The sequence below is a fragment of the Pseudomonas sp. 300 genome, from assembly GCF_055803035.1.
This window is the reverse complement of sequence record NZ_JAVLRV010000002.1, coordinates 1,227,841-1,244,139: the sequence shown is the minus strand read 5'-3', so window position 1 is coordinate 1,244,139 and position 16,299 is coordinate 1,227,841. Positions and strand designations below refer to the sequence as shown.

The following is a 16,299-nucleotide window of genomic DNA, read 5'->3' as shown; positions in this document are numbered from 1 at the left end:
GTAAACAATGAAGATCCAATGTGGGAGCTAGCCTGCTAGCGATGAGGCCCTGCCATCAACACAAATCCCTGAATTTAACTCCCGCTCTCACTCCGCCGACTACTCACCTCAGCCGGCACATCGTCCCCGGCCATACGCTTGCGGAACAACGCCGCCCGCGCCAGCAGTAACGTAGTCACCGGCACCGTGATCGCCAACAGAATCGGGATCAGCCAGGCATGCAGCACCGGCCCGGACTTGAGCGCCGAAAAGTAAATGATCGAGCCCAGCGCCACGCACCACGCACCTAATGTCGAGGCCAGGGCCGGCGGGTGCATGCGTTGAAAGTAATCCTTCATGCGCACCAGCCCGATCGCCCCGATCAGCGCAAAAACACTGCTGAGTACCAGCAGAATCGCCACCGGGATTTCCACCCACAGAGACAGTTCAGCGTTCATTCGATCACCTCGCCACGCAGGAGGAATTTCGCCAGGGCAAACGAGCCGACGAAGCCGAACAGCGCGATCAGCAGCGCTGCTTCGAAGTAGGTGTCACTGGCATAACGAATGCCGAGGGTCAGCATCATCAGCATGGCCACGATGTACAGGTAATCCAGCGCCAGAACCCGGTCTTGCGCCGACGGCCCTTTGAACAGGCGAATCAGGGTCAGGACCATCGCCAGCGAAAAAATGAACAGGCTCAGCAGAATCGCGTTCGACAGCAGCGGGCTCATTCGAAGATCTCCATCAATGGGCGTTCGTAGGCTGCCTTGAAGTGGTCGATGAACAGCGCTTCGTCATCCAGATCGAAGACGTGCAGCAACAAAATGCTGCGGTCCAGCGCCAGTTCCGACCAGACCGTACCGGGTACCACCGTGCAGATCATCGCCAGCGCTGCAAGGCCGTTGGCATCGCGCAGGTCCAGCGGCACCTTGATGAAGTGCGAGCGGGGCGGGCGTCGGCCGGCGTTCAAAACGCTCCAGGCCACGGCGAGGTTTGACACCAGCACGTCGCGCCCGACGATGAAAAACAGGCGCAGGATCACACCTGGGCGACGAATACGGATCGGCAGGGGTCGCAACTTGCGCATCATCAACGGCGCGCAAAACCCGAGCACCGCACCCAACAGCAGATTGCCGGGGCTGATCGACAGGTTCAACAGCAGCCACAACGACCAGAGCGCCAGCGACAGCCATGGGGCAGGAAACAGACGTTTCATGGTTGCACCTCCGCGACCGCGGCTTTGGCTTCCGGACTCGGAACCGCACGGGTGCCAACTACCGCCATCACGTACTGCTGCGGATTGTTCAAAGTCTGCGCGGCGGCCTGGGTGTAACGCAGCAGGGGTTCAGCCTTAAAGGTCAGCAGAATGCTCAGGCCCAACAGAGCGAAGATCGGCACGCATTCGAGCCGTCGCAGCAACGGCGACGGCCGTTCTTCAGGCGTCCAGAAGCGCTGGATGCCCAGGCGTGAGAAAGCAATCAACGATGCCAGCCCGGAGACAATCAGCAGCGCCAGCAAGCCCCACGCGGCGTTCGACACCGGTTCATCCGCGCCATTGCCCAGGCCCAGCGGGTTGAGCAGGGCGTGCATTAAACCGAGTTTGCCGATAAAACCGGACAGCGGCGGCATGCCGATGATCAGCAGCGCGCAAGCGATGAAGCTCAGACCGAGAAAGGCCATGGTCCAGGGGATCACTTGGCCGACCACGGCTTTCTGTTCGTCATCGAGGTTGATGCCTTTGGGCGGTTGCAGGGATTCCAGCGGCCGCGCAATCAGGTCGCCGTCATCGAACAGCGGCATTTCATTGGCCGAACGCGAACGCTCGATCAACTCGGCCAGCAGGAACAACGCGCTCAACGCCAGGGTCGAGCTGACCAGATAGAACAGCGCCGCGCCAATCAGGTTTGGCTGGGCGAAACCGATGGCCGACAACAGAATACCCGCCGACACCAGAATGCTCAGGCTGGCCATGCGCTCCAGACGTTGCGCGGCGAGAATCGCCACGGCGGCGCAGACGATGGTCGTCATGCCGCCGTAGATCAGCCAGTCGCCGCCAAAGTACGCCGAGGCCCCCGCCTGACCGGAGAACAGCAAGGTCCACAGGCGCAGCAAAGTGTAGACGCCGACCTTGGTCATGATCGCAAACATCGCCGCCACCGGTGCGCTGGCCGAAGAATAGGCCGGCACCAGCCAGAAATTCAGCGGCCACATCCCGGCCTTGGCCAGGAACGCCACGGCGAGAATCGCCGCGCCGGCATGCAACAAACCGCGATCGGCTTCCGGCACCAACGGGATTTTCAGCGCCAGGTCGGCCATGTTCAACGTGCCGGTGACGCCGTAGATCAGCGCTGCGCCAATCAGGAACAGCGACGAGGCCAGCAGGTTGATCGAGATGTAATGCAGCCCCGACGACACCCGCGCCCGGCCCGAGCCGTGGAGCATCAGGCCGTAAGAAGCGGCCAGCAGCACTTCAAAAAATACGAACAGATTGAACAGGTCCGCCGTCAGGAACGCGCCGTACAAACCCATCATCTGGATCTGGAACAACGCGTGAAAACTCGAACCGGCGCCGTCCCATCGGGCCATCGCGAACAGCAGCGCGCTGACGCCGATGATTCCGGTCAGCACCAGCATCAGTGCCGACAGGCGATCGACCACCAGCACGATCCCGAACGGCACTTGCCAGTTGCCCGGCAGATAAACGCCGATGGAGCCGGGCACGCCGGTGGTTTGCGTCCATTGCAACAGCAGTACGGAAATCCCCAGGCCCAACAGGCTGGAAAGCAGATTGATCCGGGCTTTTAACGGTCGGTGTTTTTCGCCGAGCATCAGCATGATCGAGGCAGTCAGCAGCGGCAGCAGAATTGGCGCGGCGATCAGGTGCGTCATCGCATTCATTCTTTAGGCTCCCGGCCATCCACATGGTCGGTGCCGGTCAAACCGCGCGAAGCGAGCAGCACGACGAGGAACAGCGCGGTCATGGCGAAACTGATCACGATGGCAGTCAGTACCAGCGCTTGCGGCAAGGGGTCGGTGTAATGCAACAGGTCCTGAGGCACGCCATCCTTGATGATCGGCTCCTTGCCGATGAACAGACTGCCCATGCTGAAGATGAACAGGTTGACGCCATACGACAGCAGACACAGACCCATGACCACCTGGAACGTCCGTGGCCGCAGCACCAGCCAGACGCCGGACGCGGCCAGCACGCCGATGGCGATTGCGATGACTTCTTCCATCAGACGGCTCCTTTCGTGGCGACGGATCTGGGCAGGGCCGCGGTTTTGTGGCCGCGTACCGATTGGTGGGCGAGGGCGGTGAGGATCAACAGCGTCGAGCCGACCACCACCGAGTACACGCCGATGTCGAAGAACAGCGCGCTGGCGATGTGGATGTCGCCAAACACCGGCAGTTCGAAATGCCAAGTGTGGGTGGTCAGGAACGGATACCCGACCGCCATTGCGCCGAGCCCGGTGACGGTGGCAAACAGCAGACCGGTACCCATCCAGCGCAGCGGTCGCAGGCTCATTTGCGCCTCGACCCACTGCGTGCCGGCGACCATGTATTGCAGGATGAACGCCACCGACATCACCAGCCCCGCGACAAAACCGCCGCCTGGCTGATTGTGCCCGCGCATGAACAGGTAGATCGACACCACGAACGCGATCGGCAGCAACAGGCGCACCAGCACCGCTGGCACCATCATGAAACCCAACGCGGTGTCGCTGGCGTGACGCGGGTTGACCAGGTCGGTGACCACGTCCGGCGCGAGTAAACGCTGTTGGGCCGGCAGTTGCAGGCTTTCTTTCGGCGGGCGGAAGCGTCGCAACAGCGCAAACACGGTCAGCGCCACGGCCACCAGCACGGTGATTTCGCCGAGGGTGTCGAAGCCGCGGAAATCCACCAGCATCACGTTGACCACGTTGCTGCCGCCGCCTTCCGGCAGGGCGCGGCTGAGGTAGAACGAGGAAATATCGTTGGGGGTCTGGCGCGTCAGCATCGCGTACGACAGCAACGCCATGCCGCCACCGACGGCAATCGACAGCAGCAAGTCGCGCAGACGCCGGATGCGCGCCTTGCGCAGGGTGCTTGGCAGCGGCGAGACTTCTTCGATCCGACGCGGCAACCAGCGCAGGCCCAGCAGAATCAGCACCGTGGTCACCACCTCGACCGCCAGTTGCGTCAGCGCCAGGTCCGGTGCGGAGAACCAGACAAACGTGATGCACGTCATCAAGCCACAGACGCTGACCATGGTCAGGGCCGCGAGCCGGTGATACTTGGCTTGCCACGCCGCCCCCAACGCACAGGCAATCGCCAGCAGCCACAACGTCACGAACACGATCGAGCCCGGAATCTTCGGCCGGTCGCCCCAGCTCAGGCTGCTGTGCAGCATCGGGATCAGTCCGGCCAGCACGGCGGCAAGCACCATCAGAAACAACTGGGTTTGCAGGCGTTTGGTGCTGATCCGCCGCTCCAGGCGGCGGGCCAGGCGCATCATGATCACCAGGCTGCGTTCGAACAGGCGCTTGCCATTGAACAAGCCAATGATCGGAGGGTATTTGAAACGTCCGCGCTTGAGTTGGTTGCGCAGCAGCAGGTAAAGCACGATGCCGCCGGACATGGCGATCAGGCTCATGATCATCGGTGCGTTCCAGCCGTGCCAGATCGCCAGGCTGTATTCAGGCAAGGTGCCGCCGACGACCGGCAGGGCAGCGGCGGCCAGTAACGACCCGACCACCTGTGCCGGAAAAATCCCCACGATCAGGCAGGTAAACACCAGCAACTCCACCGGCGCACGCATCCAGCGTGGCGGTTCATGCGGGGTGTGCGGCAGGTCGGTGGCGGTCGGGCCGAAGAACACGTCAACCGTGAAACGCAGCGAATAAGCGACGCTGAACGTGCCGGCGATGGTCGCGACGATGGGCAGCGTCATCTCGACCCAGGCGGTCGCGTTGATGAACACGGTTTCGGCGAAGAACATCTCTTTCGACAGGAAACCGTTGAGCAACGGCACACCGGCCATCGAGGCGCTGGCGACCATTGCGAGGGTGGCGGTGAAGGGAATCAGTTTGATCAGGCCACTGAGCTTGCGAATGTCGCGAGTGCCGCTTTCGTGGTCGATGATCCCGGCAGCCATGAACAGCGATGCCTTGAAGGTGGCGTGGTTGAGAATGTGGAACACTGCGGCCACGGCGGCCAGCGGACTGTTCAATCCCAGCAGCAAGGTGATCAGGCCGAGGTGACTGATGGTCGAGTAGGCGAGCAGGCCCTTGAGGTCGTTCTGAAACATCGCGCAATACGCACCCAGTAACAGGGTACAAGCACCGGCGCCGCTGACGATGTAGAACCATTCTTCACTGCCGGACAGCGATGGCCACAGCCGCGCCAGCAGAAACACCCCGGCCTTGACCATGGTCGCCGAGTGCAGATAAGCCGAGACCGGTGTCGGCGCCGCCATCGCGTGGGGCAGCCAGAAGTGGAAAGGGAATTGTGCGCTTTTGCTCAGGGCGCCGATCAGAATCAGGGGCAGCAGGATAGGGTAGAGGGCATGTGCGCGAATCAGATCGCCGGCGGCCAGGACCTTGTCCAGGTCATAGCTGCCGACCACATGGCCAAGCAGCATGACCCCCGCCAGCAAGCACAAACCGCCCGCGCCGGTGACCATCAACGCCATGTAGGCGCCGCGTCGTGCATCGGCGCGGTGGTGCCAATAGCCGATCAACAGGAATGAAAAGAGGCTGGTCAACTCCCAGAAAAACACGATCTGGATCAGGTTGCCGGAAATCACCAAACCGAGCATGGCGCCCATGAACGCCAGGAAAAACGCGAAGAACCGCGGCACCGGGTCGTCCGGTGACATGTAATAGCGGGCATACAACGACACCAGCGTGCCGATGCCCAGCACCAGCATCGAGAACAGCCAGGCAAACCCGTCCATGCGCAGAACGAAGTTCAGGCCGAGGCTGGGCAGCCAGAAAAATTCTTCGCGAATAACCCCGCCATGAGCGATTTGCGGGTACAGCAAAGCGACCTGGACGGTGCCGATAAGGGCAACGACGCCAGCCAACAAAGATTCGGTGTTACGCGCGTTGTGCGGCAGCAAAGCTGCCAGACAGCTGCCGACAAAGGGCAGAAGCAGTAGAACTATCAGGGACATAGGCTTCTAATCTGCGGAAGTTTGTGAAGCATCATACGTGCCAGTCCCTGGATCACCAAACGGCAAGCTGTGGCAGAATCCTACAAGGTAGACGGAAAAAGCCTGGTTCACATTGATTCAGGAAGAGTGATATTGCCTGTGCCGACGCCATCGTCGGAGCGCCGCCCGGGGCAAGCCCGCTCCCACAAAGTTCTTGGTTGTTATGCGCATCGCGTGTGCACCTCCGGCCCTGTGTGCGGGCTTGCCCGCGATAGCTACTTATCAGACACCGCAGATATCGAGGCTTAACCTTGGGTTTCCCGCTCCAACGCTTTCTCGGCCGCCACAGCCTTACCCTTGGTCTTCAACTCACTCACAATCACCGCCGCCACTATCAACCCCGCGCCCACCAGCGCAATCGCCGGCAACCGCTCCCCGGCGATCCGCCCGACGATCCCGGCCCACACCGGCTCACCCGCATAAATCAATGTCGCCCGCGTCGGCGAAACGCTCTTCTGTGCCCAGTTCATCGCCACCTGAATCGCCGCGCTCGCGGCACCGAGGCCGAGGGCGCTGCACAGCAGTAACCATGAAAAATCAGGAATGACTTCCTGAGTCGGCACCACCAGCAAGAACGACAACACCGAGGTGGTCGCCAATTGCACCACCGTCACTCGCCGCACATCGACCTGACCGGCATAGGTGCTGATCAGGATGATCTCCGCGGCAATCGCGATAGCGCTGATCAGCGTGGCGATTTCACCGGGGCTGAAATTGAACGAAGCACCCGCAGGCCCCGACAGCAACATCAACCCGGTAAACGCCAGCATGATCCCGACGCTCGGCATCAACCCCGGGCGCCGCCCCAGCACCAGCCATTGCAGCAACGGCACAAAGGGCACATACAACGCGGTAATGAAGGCCGACTGACTGCTGGGAATACTCTGCAAGCCGACGGTCTGCAAGCCGTAACCGAGCATGATCGCCACGCCGATGAAGGCGCCGGCCTTGAGTTCGAACAGGGTCAGTTCCCGCAGATGACGCCAGGAGAACAGGGCGACGATAATCGCCGCCGCCGCAAAGCGCAGGCCGACGAAGAACATCGGGCCGCTGACGGTCATCGCATGCTGCACCAGCAGGAAGGTTCCGCCCCAGACCATGGTGATCAACACCAGCACGCACTCGGCCTTGCTGAACTTGCGGGAAGAAGCCTGGGAGGAGTTCAACGACGTCATGACCTTGCGCGCTACCTGAGGGCGACGCACAATGCGCCGAATGTTGCGCAGTATACTGCCCAACCCCGCCAAGTGAGCAATATAGTGCACAAAGATTCAACGCAACGGGCTTCTGTCCTTCAGCACGTCAGCCTGAACGTTCGGCGTCTGCGCCATGCCGCAGACATGAGCCAGACCGCGCTGGCGGAAAAGTCCGGGGTCAGCCGCCGCATGCTGGTGGCCATCGAGGCCGGCGAAAAGAACGTCAGCCTGACCACCCTCGACCGTGTGGCCGAAGCGCTGGACGTGGCCTTCAGCGACCTGATCCAGGCGCCGGACGCCCGCGACCCGAGCCGAATCAACGAACTGGCCTGGGCCGGGGTAATTCCGGGCAGCAAGGCCGTTTTGTTGTCCAAAGCCACCGCCACCCGCGAGGTCGAGCAATGGGAATGGTGCCTGCAACCGGGCGAAATATACCCATCGCAACCGGATGCCGAAGGCTGGAGCGAACAGATCTATGTGTTCGAAGGCTGCCTGACCCTGATGCTCAGCGACACGCCCCATGAGATCGCCGCCGGCGAGTTCTATATGTTTGCCAGCAACCAGCCGCACAGCTATCGCAATGATGGGCCGGTCGCCGTTCGGTTCGTGCGCAACGTGGTGATCTAACTGTTCGCCGATCAACACTGGACGGACACTTTGTTGTTTTTAAGCTGCAAGACTTTCTCTGATAATTCTTCAACATACTGATAAATAACGTAAATTATTTCAGGCACGACTCCTGCAAAAGCTCTGGTGCATCCACCAGAATCCCGGAGTCGGCCCATGACAGCCTCTGCCCAAACCCCTCGCACCGCCCATGTGATCCGCTCGGACGCCGAGGCGATTGCCGTCGCTCACACACTCGCTACCCGCTTCGCCGTCGAGGCCAGCGTGCGCGATCGCGAGCGACGTTTGCCGGTCGCCGAGCTTGACGAGTTTTCCGCCAGCGGCCTATGGGGTATCACCGTTCCCAAGGAATACGGTGGCGCCGGCGTTTCCTACGTGACCGTGGCGCAAGTGATCAAGATCATTTCCGCCGCCGACTCTTCCCTCGGCCAGATCCCGCAAAACCACCTCGGCGTGCTCGACATCCTGCTGCAAACCGCCACCGAAGAGCAGAAGCATTACTACTTCGGCAAAGTCCTGCAGGGTTACCGCTTCGGCAATGCCTTCTCCGAAGCCAAAAGCAAAAACGCCGGTGCCTTTGAAACCCGCATCCGTTTCGACAAAGACACGGCGCAAATCGACGGCGAGAAGTTCTACTGCACCGGCGCGCTGTTCGCGCACATTGTCCCGGCGGTGGCGGTGAACGAGCAGAACCAGGCCTTCATCGCTTTCATCGAACGCGACAATCCAGGCTTGACCGTGATCGACAGCTGGGACGGCTTCGGTCAGCGCACCACGGCCAGCGGCGGTGTCACCCTTAACGCGGTGAAGGTGCCGTTGAGCGCGGTGATCCCGGCTCACAAGGCGTTCGACGAACCCACCGCCGACGGCCCTATTTCGCAAATCATTCAAGCCGCGGTGGACACCGGCATCGCCGTCGGCGCGCTGGAAGAAACCAAGCGCTATGCACGCGAATCCCGCCCTTGGATCGATAGCGGACAGGACCACGGCTGGCAGGACCCGTTCAGCATCGCCGCCATCGGCGACCTCGAATGGCGGGTCCACGGCACTGAAGCGATCCTCAGCAAGGCCGGACAATCCATCGACGCGGCGTTGCTTGACGCCAATGAAGACACTGTGGCCCACGCTTCAGTGGTGGTCGCCCAGGCCAAAGTCCTCTCGGCCGAAATCGCACTGCTCGCCAGCAGCAAACTCTTCGAGCTGGCCGGCACCCGTTCGGTGCTCGGCAAGTACAACCTCGACCGTCACTGGCGCAACGCTCGTACGCACACGCTGCACGACCCGGCACGCTGGAAATATCACCTGATCGGCCACTACCTGCTCAACGGCGTCAAGCCTGCGCGCCACGCCTGGAACTGAGGAGTCCACCATGAATGCCTTGACCCAACCGATTGTTGCCGGGCAACCCCTGGCCAACAGTCAGCATGACTTGCACAACGCCCGCAGTTTGCTCGATGCGACCCTGCGCTTCGTTCGTCAGCAGAGCCACATCAAGGATGACCCTTACGTCATCAGCCGTTTCGGTGATTTGCACATTCGCATCGAAGTCGCTGCCGCACTGCTGGAACGTGCCGAAGCTTTTCTGAACAGTCACGAAGACGACACCGAAATCAGTATCGCGATCGCTGAGTCGCATCTGGCCAGTGCCGATGCGTTGAGCGCCGTCAGCAACGCCGAATTCGAACTCACCGGACAACGCACCACCTTGCCCGGCTCACTGCACGAACCGCTGCGCTGGAAACTCCATCTCATCGGTAATTTTCGCCTCAACGGCATTCATCCCCCAAGTTTCAGGAGCGCCGTTTGATGGCCCGGGAAATTCGTCTCAATGCTTTCGACATGAACTGTGTCGGTCACCAGTCGCCCGGTTTATGGGCGCACCCACGGGACCGCTCGTGGCAGTACAAAGACCTCGAGTACTGGACCGATCTGGCGAAAATCCTCGAACGCGGCAAATTCGACGGGTTGTTCATCGCTGACGTGCTGGGCATCTACGACGTCTACAACGGCAACGGTGACGCAGCGATCCGCCAGGCGGCGCAGGTGCCGGTCAATGACCCACTGCAACTGATTCCGCCGATGGCGCTGGTCACCGAGCATCTGGGTTTCGGCCTGACCGCGTCGCTGTCGTTTGAACACCCGTATCCGTTTGCCCGCCGTCTGTCGACCCTCGATCACCTGACCAAGGGGCGCGCGGGTTGGAACATCGTGACCTCGTACCTGGAAAGCGGTGCGAAGAACCTCGGGCAGAAAAACCAGACGGAACACGACGCTCGCTACGACTTCGCCGAAGAGTACCTGGAGGTTTGCTACAAACTCTGGGAAGGCAGTTGGGAGGAGGGTGCAATCCTGCGCGATCGCGAGCGCAGGATCTTCAGCGATCCGAGCAAAATCCACGAAATCCAGCACGTCGGCAAACACTTCCAGGTGCCGGGCATTCACCTTTGCGAACCTTCGCCGCAACGCACGCCCGTGCTGTATCAGGCCGGCGCATCGAGTCGCGGCAAGCAGTTTGCCGCCGAACATGCCGAATGCGTGTTCGTGGCGGCACCGTCGAAAGTGCTGCTGAAAAAGACCGTGGCCGACATCCGCCGTCGTGCGGCGGAAGCGGGGCGCGATCCGAAGAAGATCCTGATCTTCAACCTGCAAACCGTGATCCTCGGCGAGACCGACGCCAAGGCCAAGGCCAAGTTCGAGGAATACAAAACCTGGGTCAGTTACGAAGGCGCGATGGCATTGATTTCGGGCTGGACCGGGATCGATTTCAGTCAGTTCAAGCCGGATGAGCCGCTCAAACATGTGCACACCAACGCCATCCAATCGGCGGTGGAGGCGTTCTCCACGGCTGATCCGAACAAGGTCTGGACGCCCAACGAACTGGCCGACTGGGTCGGGATTGGCGGGTTTGGTCCGCTGTTTGTCGGCAGTCCCGAAACGGTGGCCGATCTGCTGCAAGAGTGGGTTGAGGAGACCGATGTCGACGGTTTCAACCTGGCCTATGCACTGACGCACGAAACCTTTATCGACGCCGTGGAATTGCTGGTGCCGGAGTTGCAGAAGCGTGGGGTCTACAAGACCGAGTACGCGCCGGGGACCTTGCGCGAGAAGCTGTTCGGCGAAGGGCCGCGGCTGCCCCAGATTCATCCGGGCGCTGGGTATCGGGATCTGGCGGCGTTGCGGCAGCAGGAGAAGAAAGTCGTGTCGGCCTAGACGCCATCGCCGGCAAGCCGGCTCCCACAGGGTTTTGTGGTGTGTAAAAGATTTCAGCCCAGCGGACCACCGCACGCTTTTGCCCATGAACAGGAGGTCACCCCATGAGCGTGCATGAACTCAAACGTCCGCCCGTCGCGGACACCGCCGAGTGGCGGGTCGAGCTGCCCACGGCGCTGGAGCAATTGCGCCACTGGGCGCAGGTCAGCCCGTTGCAACCGGCGCTACGCCACAAACGCCACGGCCAGTGGTTTGTCTGGCGCTGGATCGATGCCCTGCGCGATGTCGAGCGCTTGGCCGACGGCTTGCGCCAGCAAGGTTTCACCGAGGATTCGCGCCTGGCCCTCAGCGGTGCGTTCGAACCTAATCTGTTGCTGCTGGCCCTGGCCTCGCAACACATTGGCGGGCAATGGCTGACGCTGCCGGACAACCTCGCCCCCGAATCCCTGCACAAAATCCTGTGGCGCAGCGGTCCCACGCACGCCTTTGTTCAGGGCCGGCAAACGCAGCAACTGTGGCTCAATCAGGGCCAAACGCTGCTGAATTTCCACGACCTGCTCGGGCCGGTGGACACCCCGCAACGCCTCAACCGCTGGAACCAGGGCGCGCAACTGTGGAGCGAAGAGGGCACGCAATGGCAGGCCGGCCTGACGGTGTTGCTGGAGCAATGGCTGAGCAGCGGCCAATCGCTGGCCTTCCCGGAAAGCCCCGGCAGTGCCAGTCGCGACCGTCGTGAAGTGGCGCCATCCGGGCTGTTGCTGTCGACCGAACGTCTGCAACTGCTGGCCGAGGAAATCGACAGTCGCCTCGCCGCCCAAGGCACCTGGCGTCGACGTCTTTGCGAGTGGGCCATCGCTCGCCCGGAAAAAGGCCTGCAACGGCTGATCAAGAATCGCGTTCGCCGACTGCTCGGGTTTCACAACCTGCATTACATCTGGCAGGCCACGCGCACGCCTGAGGTGATAGCCGCGCCAACCTGGCTGACTGAATTCAAACGGGACATCGCATGACCTCGACCGATTCCATCCTGCAAGTCAGCGGCATTTCCCTGTCCTTCAAAGGCGTGAAAGCGATCAACGAACTGTCCTTCGACGTGCGTCGGGGCGAGATCTGCGCGCTGATCGGCCCTAACGGCGCGGGCAAGAGTTCGCTGCTCAACGTGCTGAACGGCGTGTACCGCTTCGACGCCGGTTCGATTGTCTTCGAACAACAGCCGTTCAAACGCATCGACCCGTTGACCGCTGCGCGCCGAGGCATTGGCCGCACTTTCCAGAACAACGCGCTGTTCAAGAAGATGAGCGTGATCGACAACATTCTCACCGGTCTGTCGCGGCACTTGCGCAGCCGCTTCATCGAACAGGCGCTGAACCTGCCGCGAGCACGACGCGAAGCCGAAGCCTTCCGCCAACAAGCCCAGGGCATTCTCGAATTCCTTGAGCTGCAAGCCCATCGCGATGTGCCGGTGGGCAATCTGTCCTACGGCCTGCAAAAACGCGTAGAGCTCGGTCGCGCCTTGATCGCCGGCCCGCGCCTGTTGCTGCTGGATGAGCCGATGGCGGGGATGAACGCCGAAGAGAAACAGGAAATGGCCCGTTTCATCGCCGACATCAACCGCGACCTCGGCACCACGGTGGTGTTGATCGAGCACGACATGAGCGTGGTCATGGGCCTGTCCGACCACGTCGTGGTGCTCGATTACGGACGCAAGGTCGGTGACGGCACGCCCGCCGAAGTGCAGGCCGATCCCGAAGTGATCGCGGCGTATCTGGGAGTGGCGCACTGATGACGTTCTTCTTCGAAACCCTGCTCGGCGGCCTGCTTGCCGGCACCCTGTATTCGCTGGTCGCCATCGGCTTCGTGCTGATCTACAAGGCCAGCGGCGTGTTCAATTTTGCCCAGGGCGCGATGCTGTTGTTCGCCGCGCTGACCTTCGTCAGCCTGCACGATCAGGGCGTGCCGTTCGCTTTGGCGCTGTTGCTGACCGTAGTAGTGATGATCATCGGCGCGTTGCTGATCGAACGGCTGGTGCTGCGGCCACTGGTCAATCGCTCGCAGATCACCCTGTTCATGGCCACGCTTGGGCTGTCCTTCATCATCGAAGGCCTGGCTCAAGGCTTGATGGGCTCGCAAGTGCGGGCGTTGGACCTGGGCATCGACGATGTGCCGATTTTCATTGGCGCGATGATGGTCAGCCAGTTCGACCTGATTGCTGCCGCTGTCGCCATCGTCCTGGTGACGGTGTTGGCGTTGTTGTTCAACAAGACCCGCATCGGCGTGTCGTTGCGTGCGGTGGCGGATGACACCACTGCCGCGTTGTCGATCGGCATCAACCTCAACCGCATCTGGCAGATCGTCTGGGCCGTGGCCGGGGTTGTCGGGCTGGTGGCGGGATTGCTCTGGGGCGCGCGCCAAGGGGTGCAGTTTTCGCTGTCGCTGGTGGTGCTCAAAGCCTTGCCGGTGCTGATCATTGGCGGCTTCACTTCGATTGGCGGGGCGATTGTCGGCGGGCTGATTGTCGGCGCGGCGGAGAACCTCGCCGAGGTCTACATCGGTCCGTTGATTGGCGGCGGCATCACGCCGTGGTTCGCCTACGTCCTGGCCTTGGCCTTTCTGTACATCCGTCCCGCCGGCCTGTTCGGCGAGCGCGCCATCGAGCGAGTCTGAACCCATGTCGATATCCCTTACCCACGAAACCGCGCCGTCGGTGTTGATCCAGCGCCGCGTTCCGTTCGGACTGCTCGCCTTGTTGTTGATCGCCTTCGTGGTCGTGCCGCTGACCGGCAACGACTATTGGCTGAACGCGATTCTGATCCCGTTTCTGGTGCTGTCACTGGCCGGCCTCGGCCTGAATTTGCTCACCGGCTACACCGGCCAGACCTCGGTCGGTGCGGCCGGGTTCATGGCGGTCGGTGCATTTGCCACCTATGGGTTTTTGTTGCGTTTGCCTGAGCTGGGCTTGCCCGTCGCGCTGCTCGGCGGCGGATTGATCAGTGCGGTGGTGGGCTTCGTCTTCGGCCTGCCGAGTTCGCGGATCAAGGGCTTTTACCTGATGGTCACCACGCTGGCAGCGCAGTTTTTCCTGGAGTGGCTGTTCGTCAAATTTCCCTGGTTCTATAACTACGGATCGTCCGGGACCATTTCTGCGCCGAAACTGGCGCTGTTCGGCCATGACCTGAACACGCCGCTCGGTCGCTATCTGCTGACCCTGAGCACCGTGCTGTTGCTGACCTGGGTGGCGGTGAACCTGGTAAAAAGCCAGATCGGTCGCAACTGGATGGCGATCCGCGACATGGACACCGCCGCCGCCGTGATCGGCATTCCGGTGGTGCGCTACAAACACCTGGCGTTCGCCGTCAGCTCGTTCTACCTCGGCATCGCCGGGGCGCTGTGGGCCTTTGCCTATCTGGGCACCGCCAGCGCCAGCAGCTTCGATATCAATCGGTCGTTCCAGATCCTGTTCATCATCATTATCGGCGGCATGGGCAGCATCGCCGGCAACTTTGTCGGCGCGGCGTTTATCAGCCTGTTGCCGATCCTGCTCAGCCACGCCGGACAAGCCTTGTTCGGTGGTTCAGTGGATGCCGGGCAACTGCAGAACCTGCAAAAAATCATCTTCGGCGCGCTGATCATCCTGTTCCTGATCAAGGAACCGGAAGGTCTGATCCGCCTGCTGGGCAACCTTCGTGAACGGCTGAGTCACTGGCCGCTGCGCTTCTGAATCCTTTCCATTATTAGATAGAGAGACAACATGCGTGCATCCTTGAAACGTTCGTTGGTCGGCGCCGCTTTGACGCTGGCCGTTTTCAGCAGTGCAGTGCCGGTGGTTCAAGCCTCGCCGGACCAGCAATTCTTCCCGTTGGCCACCTATCGCGTCGGCGCCTATGCCTCCAGCGGCGTACAGGTATGGGCCGGGATGCTCGATTACCTCAACTACATCAACGATGTGGAAGGCGGAATCAACGGCGTCAAACTGGTCTGGCAGGAATGCGAAACCGAGTGGACGGCGGAGAAGGGCATCGAGTGCTACGAGCGCTTCAAGAAAGGGCTGGATGGCGCGCCGGTGGCGATCTATTCACCCAACGGTGCGCCGGCGGCCTATGCGCTGAGCGAGCGCGCGGAAGTCGACAAGATCCCATTGATCACCCTGGGCTACGGGCGCACCGAAGCCACAGACGGCACGGTGTTTCCGTACAACTTCCCGGTGATGCTGACCTTCTACAGCGAGGCATCGAGCCTGATCAATTACATCGCCCAGCGCGAGGGCGGTTTCGACAAACTCAAGGGCAAAAAGATTGCCACGGTCTACCACGACTCCGCTTATGGCCGGGAAACCCTCGGGCCGCTGAAGTTACTGGCAGAAAAGTACGGCTTTGAGAACATTCAGATTCCAGTGGCCGATCCGGGTAACGAGCAATCGGCGCAGTGGCGGCAGATTCGCCAGGTCAACCCGGACTGGGTGTTCCTGCGTACCTGGGGTGTGTCGACGCCGGTCGCAGTGAAAACCGCCGCGCGTTTCGGCTTCCCGGTGGACCACATCGTCGGCGACATCTGGGCCAGTTCCAGCGAAGACGTGTTGCCTGCCGGCGCGGCTGCCAAAGGCTATCTGGCACTGACGCCATACCCGGCCGGCAGTGATTTCGAGATCCACAAACGCCTCAAGCAATTCATCCTCGACAAGGGCAAAAGCGACCTCAAGGACCTGAAAAACTTCGGCAGCGTCTACTACAACTCCGGGCTGGTGAACGCTGCGGTGATGGTGGAAGCGATCCGCACCGCCCAAGGCAAATTCGGCAAACGTCCGTTGAATGGCGAAGAAGGCCGCTGGGGCCTGGAACACCTGAACATCGACGATGCGCGGCTCAAGGACATGGGCTATTTCGGCCTGATGCAGAATCTCAAGTTGTCGTGCAAGGACCACGAGGGTGGCGGTTCGGCACGGGTTCAGCAGTGGGACGGCGCGAACTGGACGCTGATCAGCGACTGGATCGCCGCCGACCGCGCTTTGCTGCGACCCTTGATTGATGAAAAATCCGCGGCGTTCGCCAAGGAAAAAGGCCTGACGCCACGCACCTGCACCGGGGATGAATAA

General features: G+C 61.3%; 16 protein-coding genes. 9 read left to right on the top strand and 7 right to left on the bottom strand.

Annotation, left to right across the window (positions count from 1 at the left end; genetic code table 11):
- Positions 1-74 precede the first annotated feature (74 nt).
- The 7 genes from Q7W83_RS12280 to Q7W83_RS12250 form a co-directional block, all read right to left on the bottom strand.
- Entirely contained in the window at positions 75-437 is a 363-nt protein-coding gene (locus Q7W83_RS12280; RefSeq protein WP_150632890.1) for a Na+/H+ antiporter subunit G, read from the bottom strand.
- Positions 434-712: a K+/H+ antiporter subunit F gene (locus Q7W83_RS12275; protein ID WP_045060409.1), complete on the bottom strand. Its 279-nt coding sequence runs from the start codon at positions 710-712 to the stop codon at positions 434-436. Before Q7W83_RS12275 ends, Q7W83_RS12280 begins: the two co-directional genes overlap by 4 nt.
- A complete protein-coding gene (locus Q7W83_RS12270) occupies positions 709-1,197 on the bottom strand; it encodes a Na+/H+ antiporter subunit E (RefSeq protein ID WP_150632889.1) in 489 nt (162 codons plus the stop codon). The genes Q7W83_RS12275 and Q7W83_RS12270 overlap by 4 nt, the downstream gene beginning before the upstream one ends.
- Positions 1,194-2,879 carry a monovalent cation/H+ antiporter subunit D gene (locus Q7W83_RS12265; RefSeq protein ID WP_473656136.1) on the bottom strand — a complete coding sequence of 562 codons (1,686 nt, stop codon included), beginning with the start codon at positions 2,877-2,879 and terminating at the stop codon, positions 1,194-1,196. The genes Q7W83_RS12270 and Q7W83_RS12265 overlap by 4 nt, the downstream gene beginning before the upstream one ends.
- Complete coding sequence (locus Q7W83_RS12260; protein ID WP_003202835.1) at positions 2,876-3,220, bottom strand: Na+/H+ antiporter subunit C; 345 nt, start codon at positions 3,218-3,220, stop codon at positions 2,876-2,878. Before Q7W83_RS12260 ends, Q7W83_RS12265 begins: the two co-directional genes overlap by 4 nt.
- Positions 3,220-6,138: a monovalent cation/H+ antiporter subunit A gene (locus Q7W83_RS12255; RefSeq protein ID WP_150632887.1), complete on the bottom strand. Its 2,919-nt coding sequence runs from the start codon at positions 6,136-6,138 to the stop codon at positions 3,220-3,222. The genes Q7W83_RS12260 and Q7W83_RS12255 overlap by 1 nt, the downstream gene beginning before the upstream one ends.
- 284 nt (positions 6,139-6,422) lie before the next feature.
- The gene (locus Q7W83_RS12250; RefSeq protein ID WP_150653236.1) at positions 6,423-7,442 is read right to left on the bottom strand and encodes a DMT family transporter; all 1,020 of its coding nucleotides are present in this window, start codon (positions 7,440-7,442) and stop codon (positions 6,423-6,425) included.
- On the opposite strand from Q7W83_RS12250, the gene Q7W83_RS12245 reads away from it, so the two are divergent.
- The 9 genes from Q7W83_RS12245 (at position 7,437) to Q7W83_RS12205 (ending at position 16,299) form a co-directional block, all read left to right on the top strand.
- Positions 7,437-8,000 (top strand): helix-turn-helix domain-containing protein, encoded by a 564-nt coding sequence (locus tag Q7W83_RS12245; RefSeq protein WP_150632885.1) that lies wholly within the window; start codon positions 7,437-7,439, stop codon positions 7,998-8,000. The two genes, Q7W83_RS12250 and Q7W83_RS12245, sit on opposite strands and share 6 nt — an antisense overlap.
- A gap of 156 nt (positions 8,001-8,156) precedes the next feature.
- Positions 8,157-9,359, top strand: a complete 1,203-nt coding sequence (locus tag Q7W83_RS12240) for an SfnB family sulfur acquisition oxidoreductase (RefSeq protein ID WP_473656135.1) — start codon at positions 8,157-8,159, stop codon at positions 9,357-9,359.
- A 10-nt stretch (positions 9,360-9,369) separates the two neighbouring features.
- A complete protein-coding gene (locus tag Q7W83_RS12235) occupies positions 9,370-9,807 on the top strand; it encodes an acyl-CoA dehydrogenase (protein WP_150653237.1) in 438 nt (145 codons plus the stop codon).
- A complete protein-coding gene (locus Q7W83_RS12230) occupies positions 9,807-11,210 on the top strand; it encodes an LLM class flavin-dependent oxidoreductase (RefSeq protein ID WP_150636150.1) in 1,404 nt (467 codons plus the stop codon). Before Q7W83_RS12235 ends, Q7W83_RS12230 begins: the two co-directional genes overlap by 1 nt.
- 104 nt (positions 11,211-11,314) lie before the next feature.
- Positions 11,315-12,220, top strand: a complete 906-nt coding sequence (locus tag Q7W83_RS12225; protein ID WP_473656134.1) for an AMP-binding protein — start codon at positions 11,315-11,317, stop codon at positions 12,218-12,220.
- Entirely contained in the window at positions 12,217-12,993 is a 777-nt protein-coding gene (locus Q7W83_RS12220) for an ABC transporter ATP-binding protein (RefSeq protein ID WP_150632880.1), read from the top strand. The genes Q7W83_RS12225 and Q7W83_RS12220 overlap by 4 nt, the downstream gene beginning before the upstream one ends.
- Positions 12,993-13,874 (top strand): branched-chain amino acid ABC transporter permease, encoded by an 882-nt coding sequence (locus Q7W83_RS12215; protein WP_150632879.1) that lies wholly within the window; start codon positions 12,993-12,995, stop codon positions 13,872-13,874. Before Q7W83_RS12220 ends, Q7W83_RS12215 begins: the two co-directional genes overlap by 1 nt.
- A gap of 4 nt (positions 13,875-13,878) precedes the next feature.
- Positions 13,879-14,928, top strand: a complete 1,050-nt coding sequence (locus Q7W83_RS12210) for a branched-chain amino acid ABC transporter permease (RefSeq protein ID WP_150632878.1) — start codon at positions 13,879-13,881, stop codon at positions 14,926-14,928.
- Positions 14,929-14,958: 30 nt separating this feature from the next.
- Positions 14,959-16,299 carry an ABC transporter substrate-binding protein gene (locus Q7W83_RS12205; RefSeq protein ID WP_458377539.1) on the top strand — a complete coding sequence of 447 codons (1,341 nt, stop codon included), beginning with the start codon at positions 14,959-14,961 and terminating at the stop codon, positions 16,297-16,299.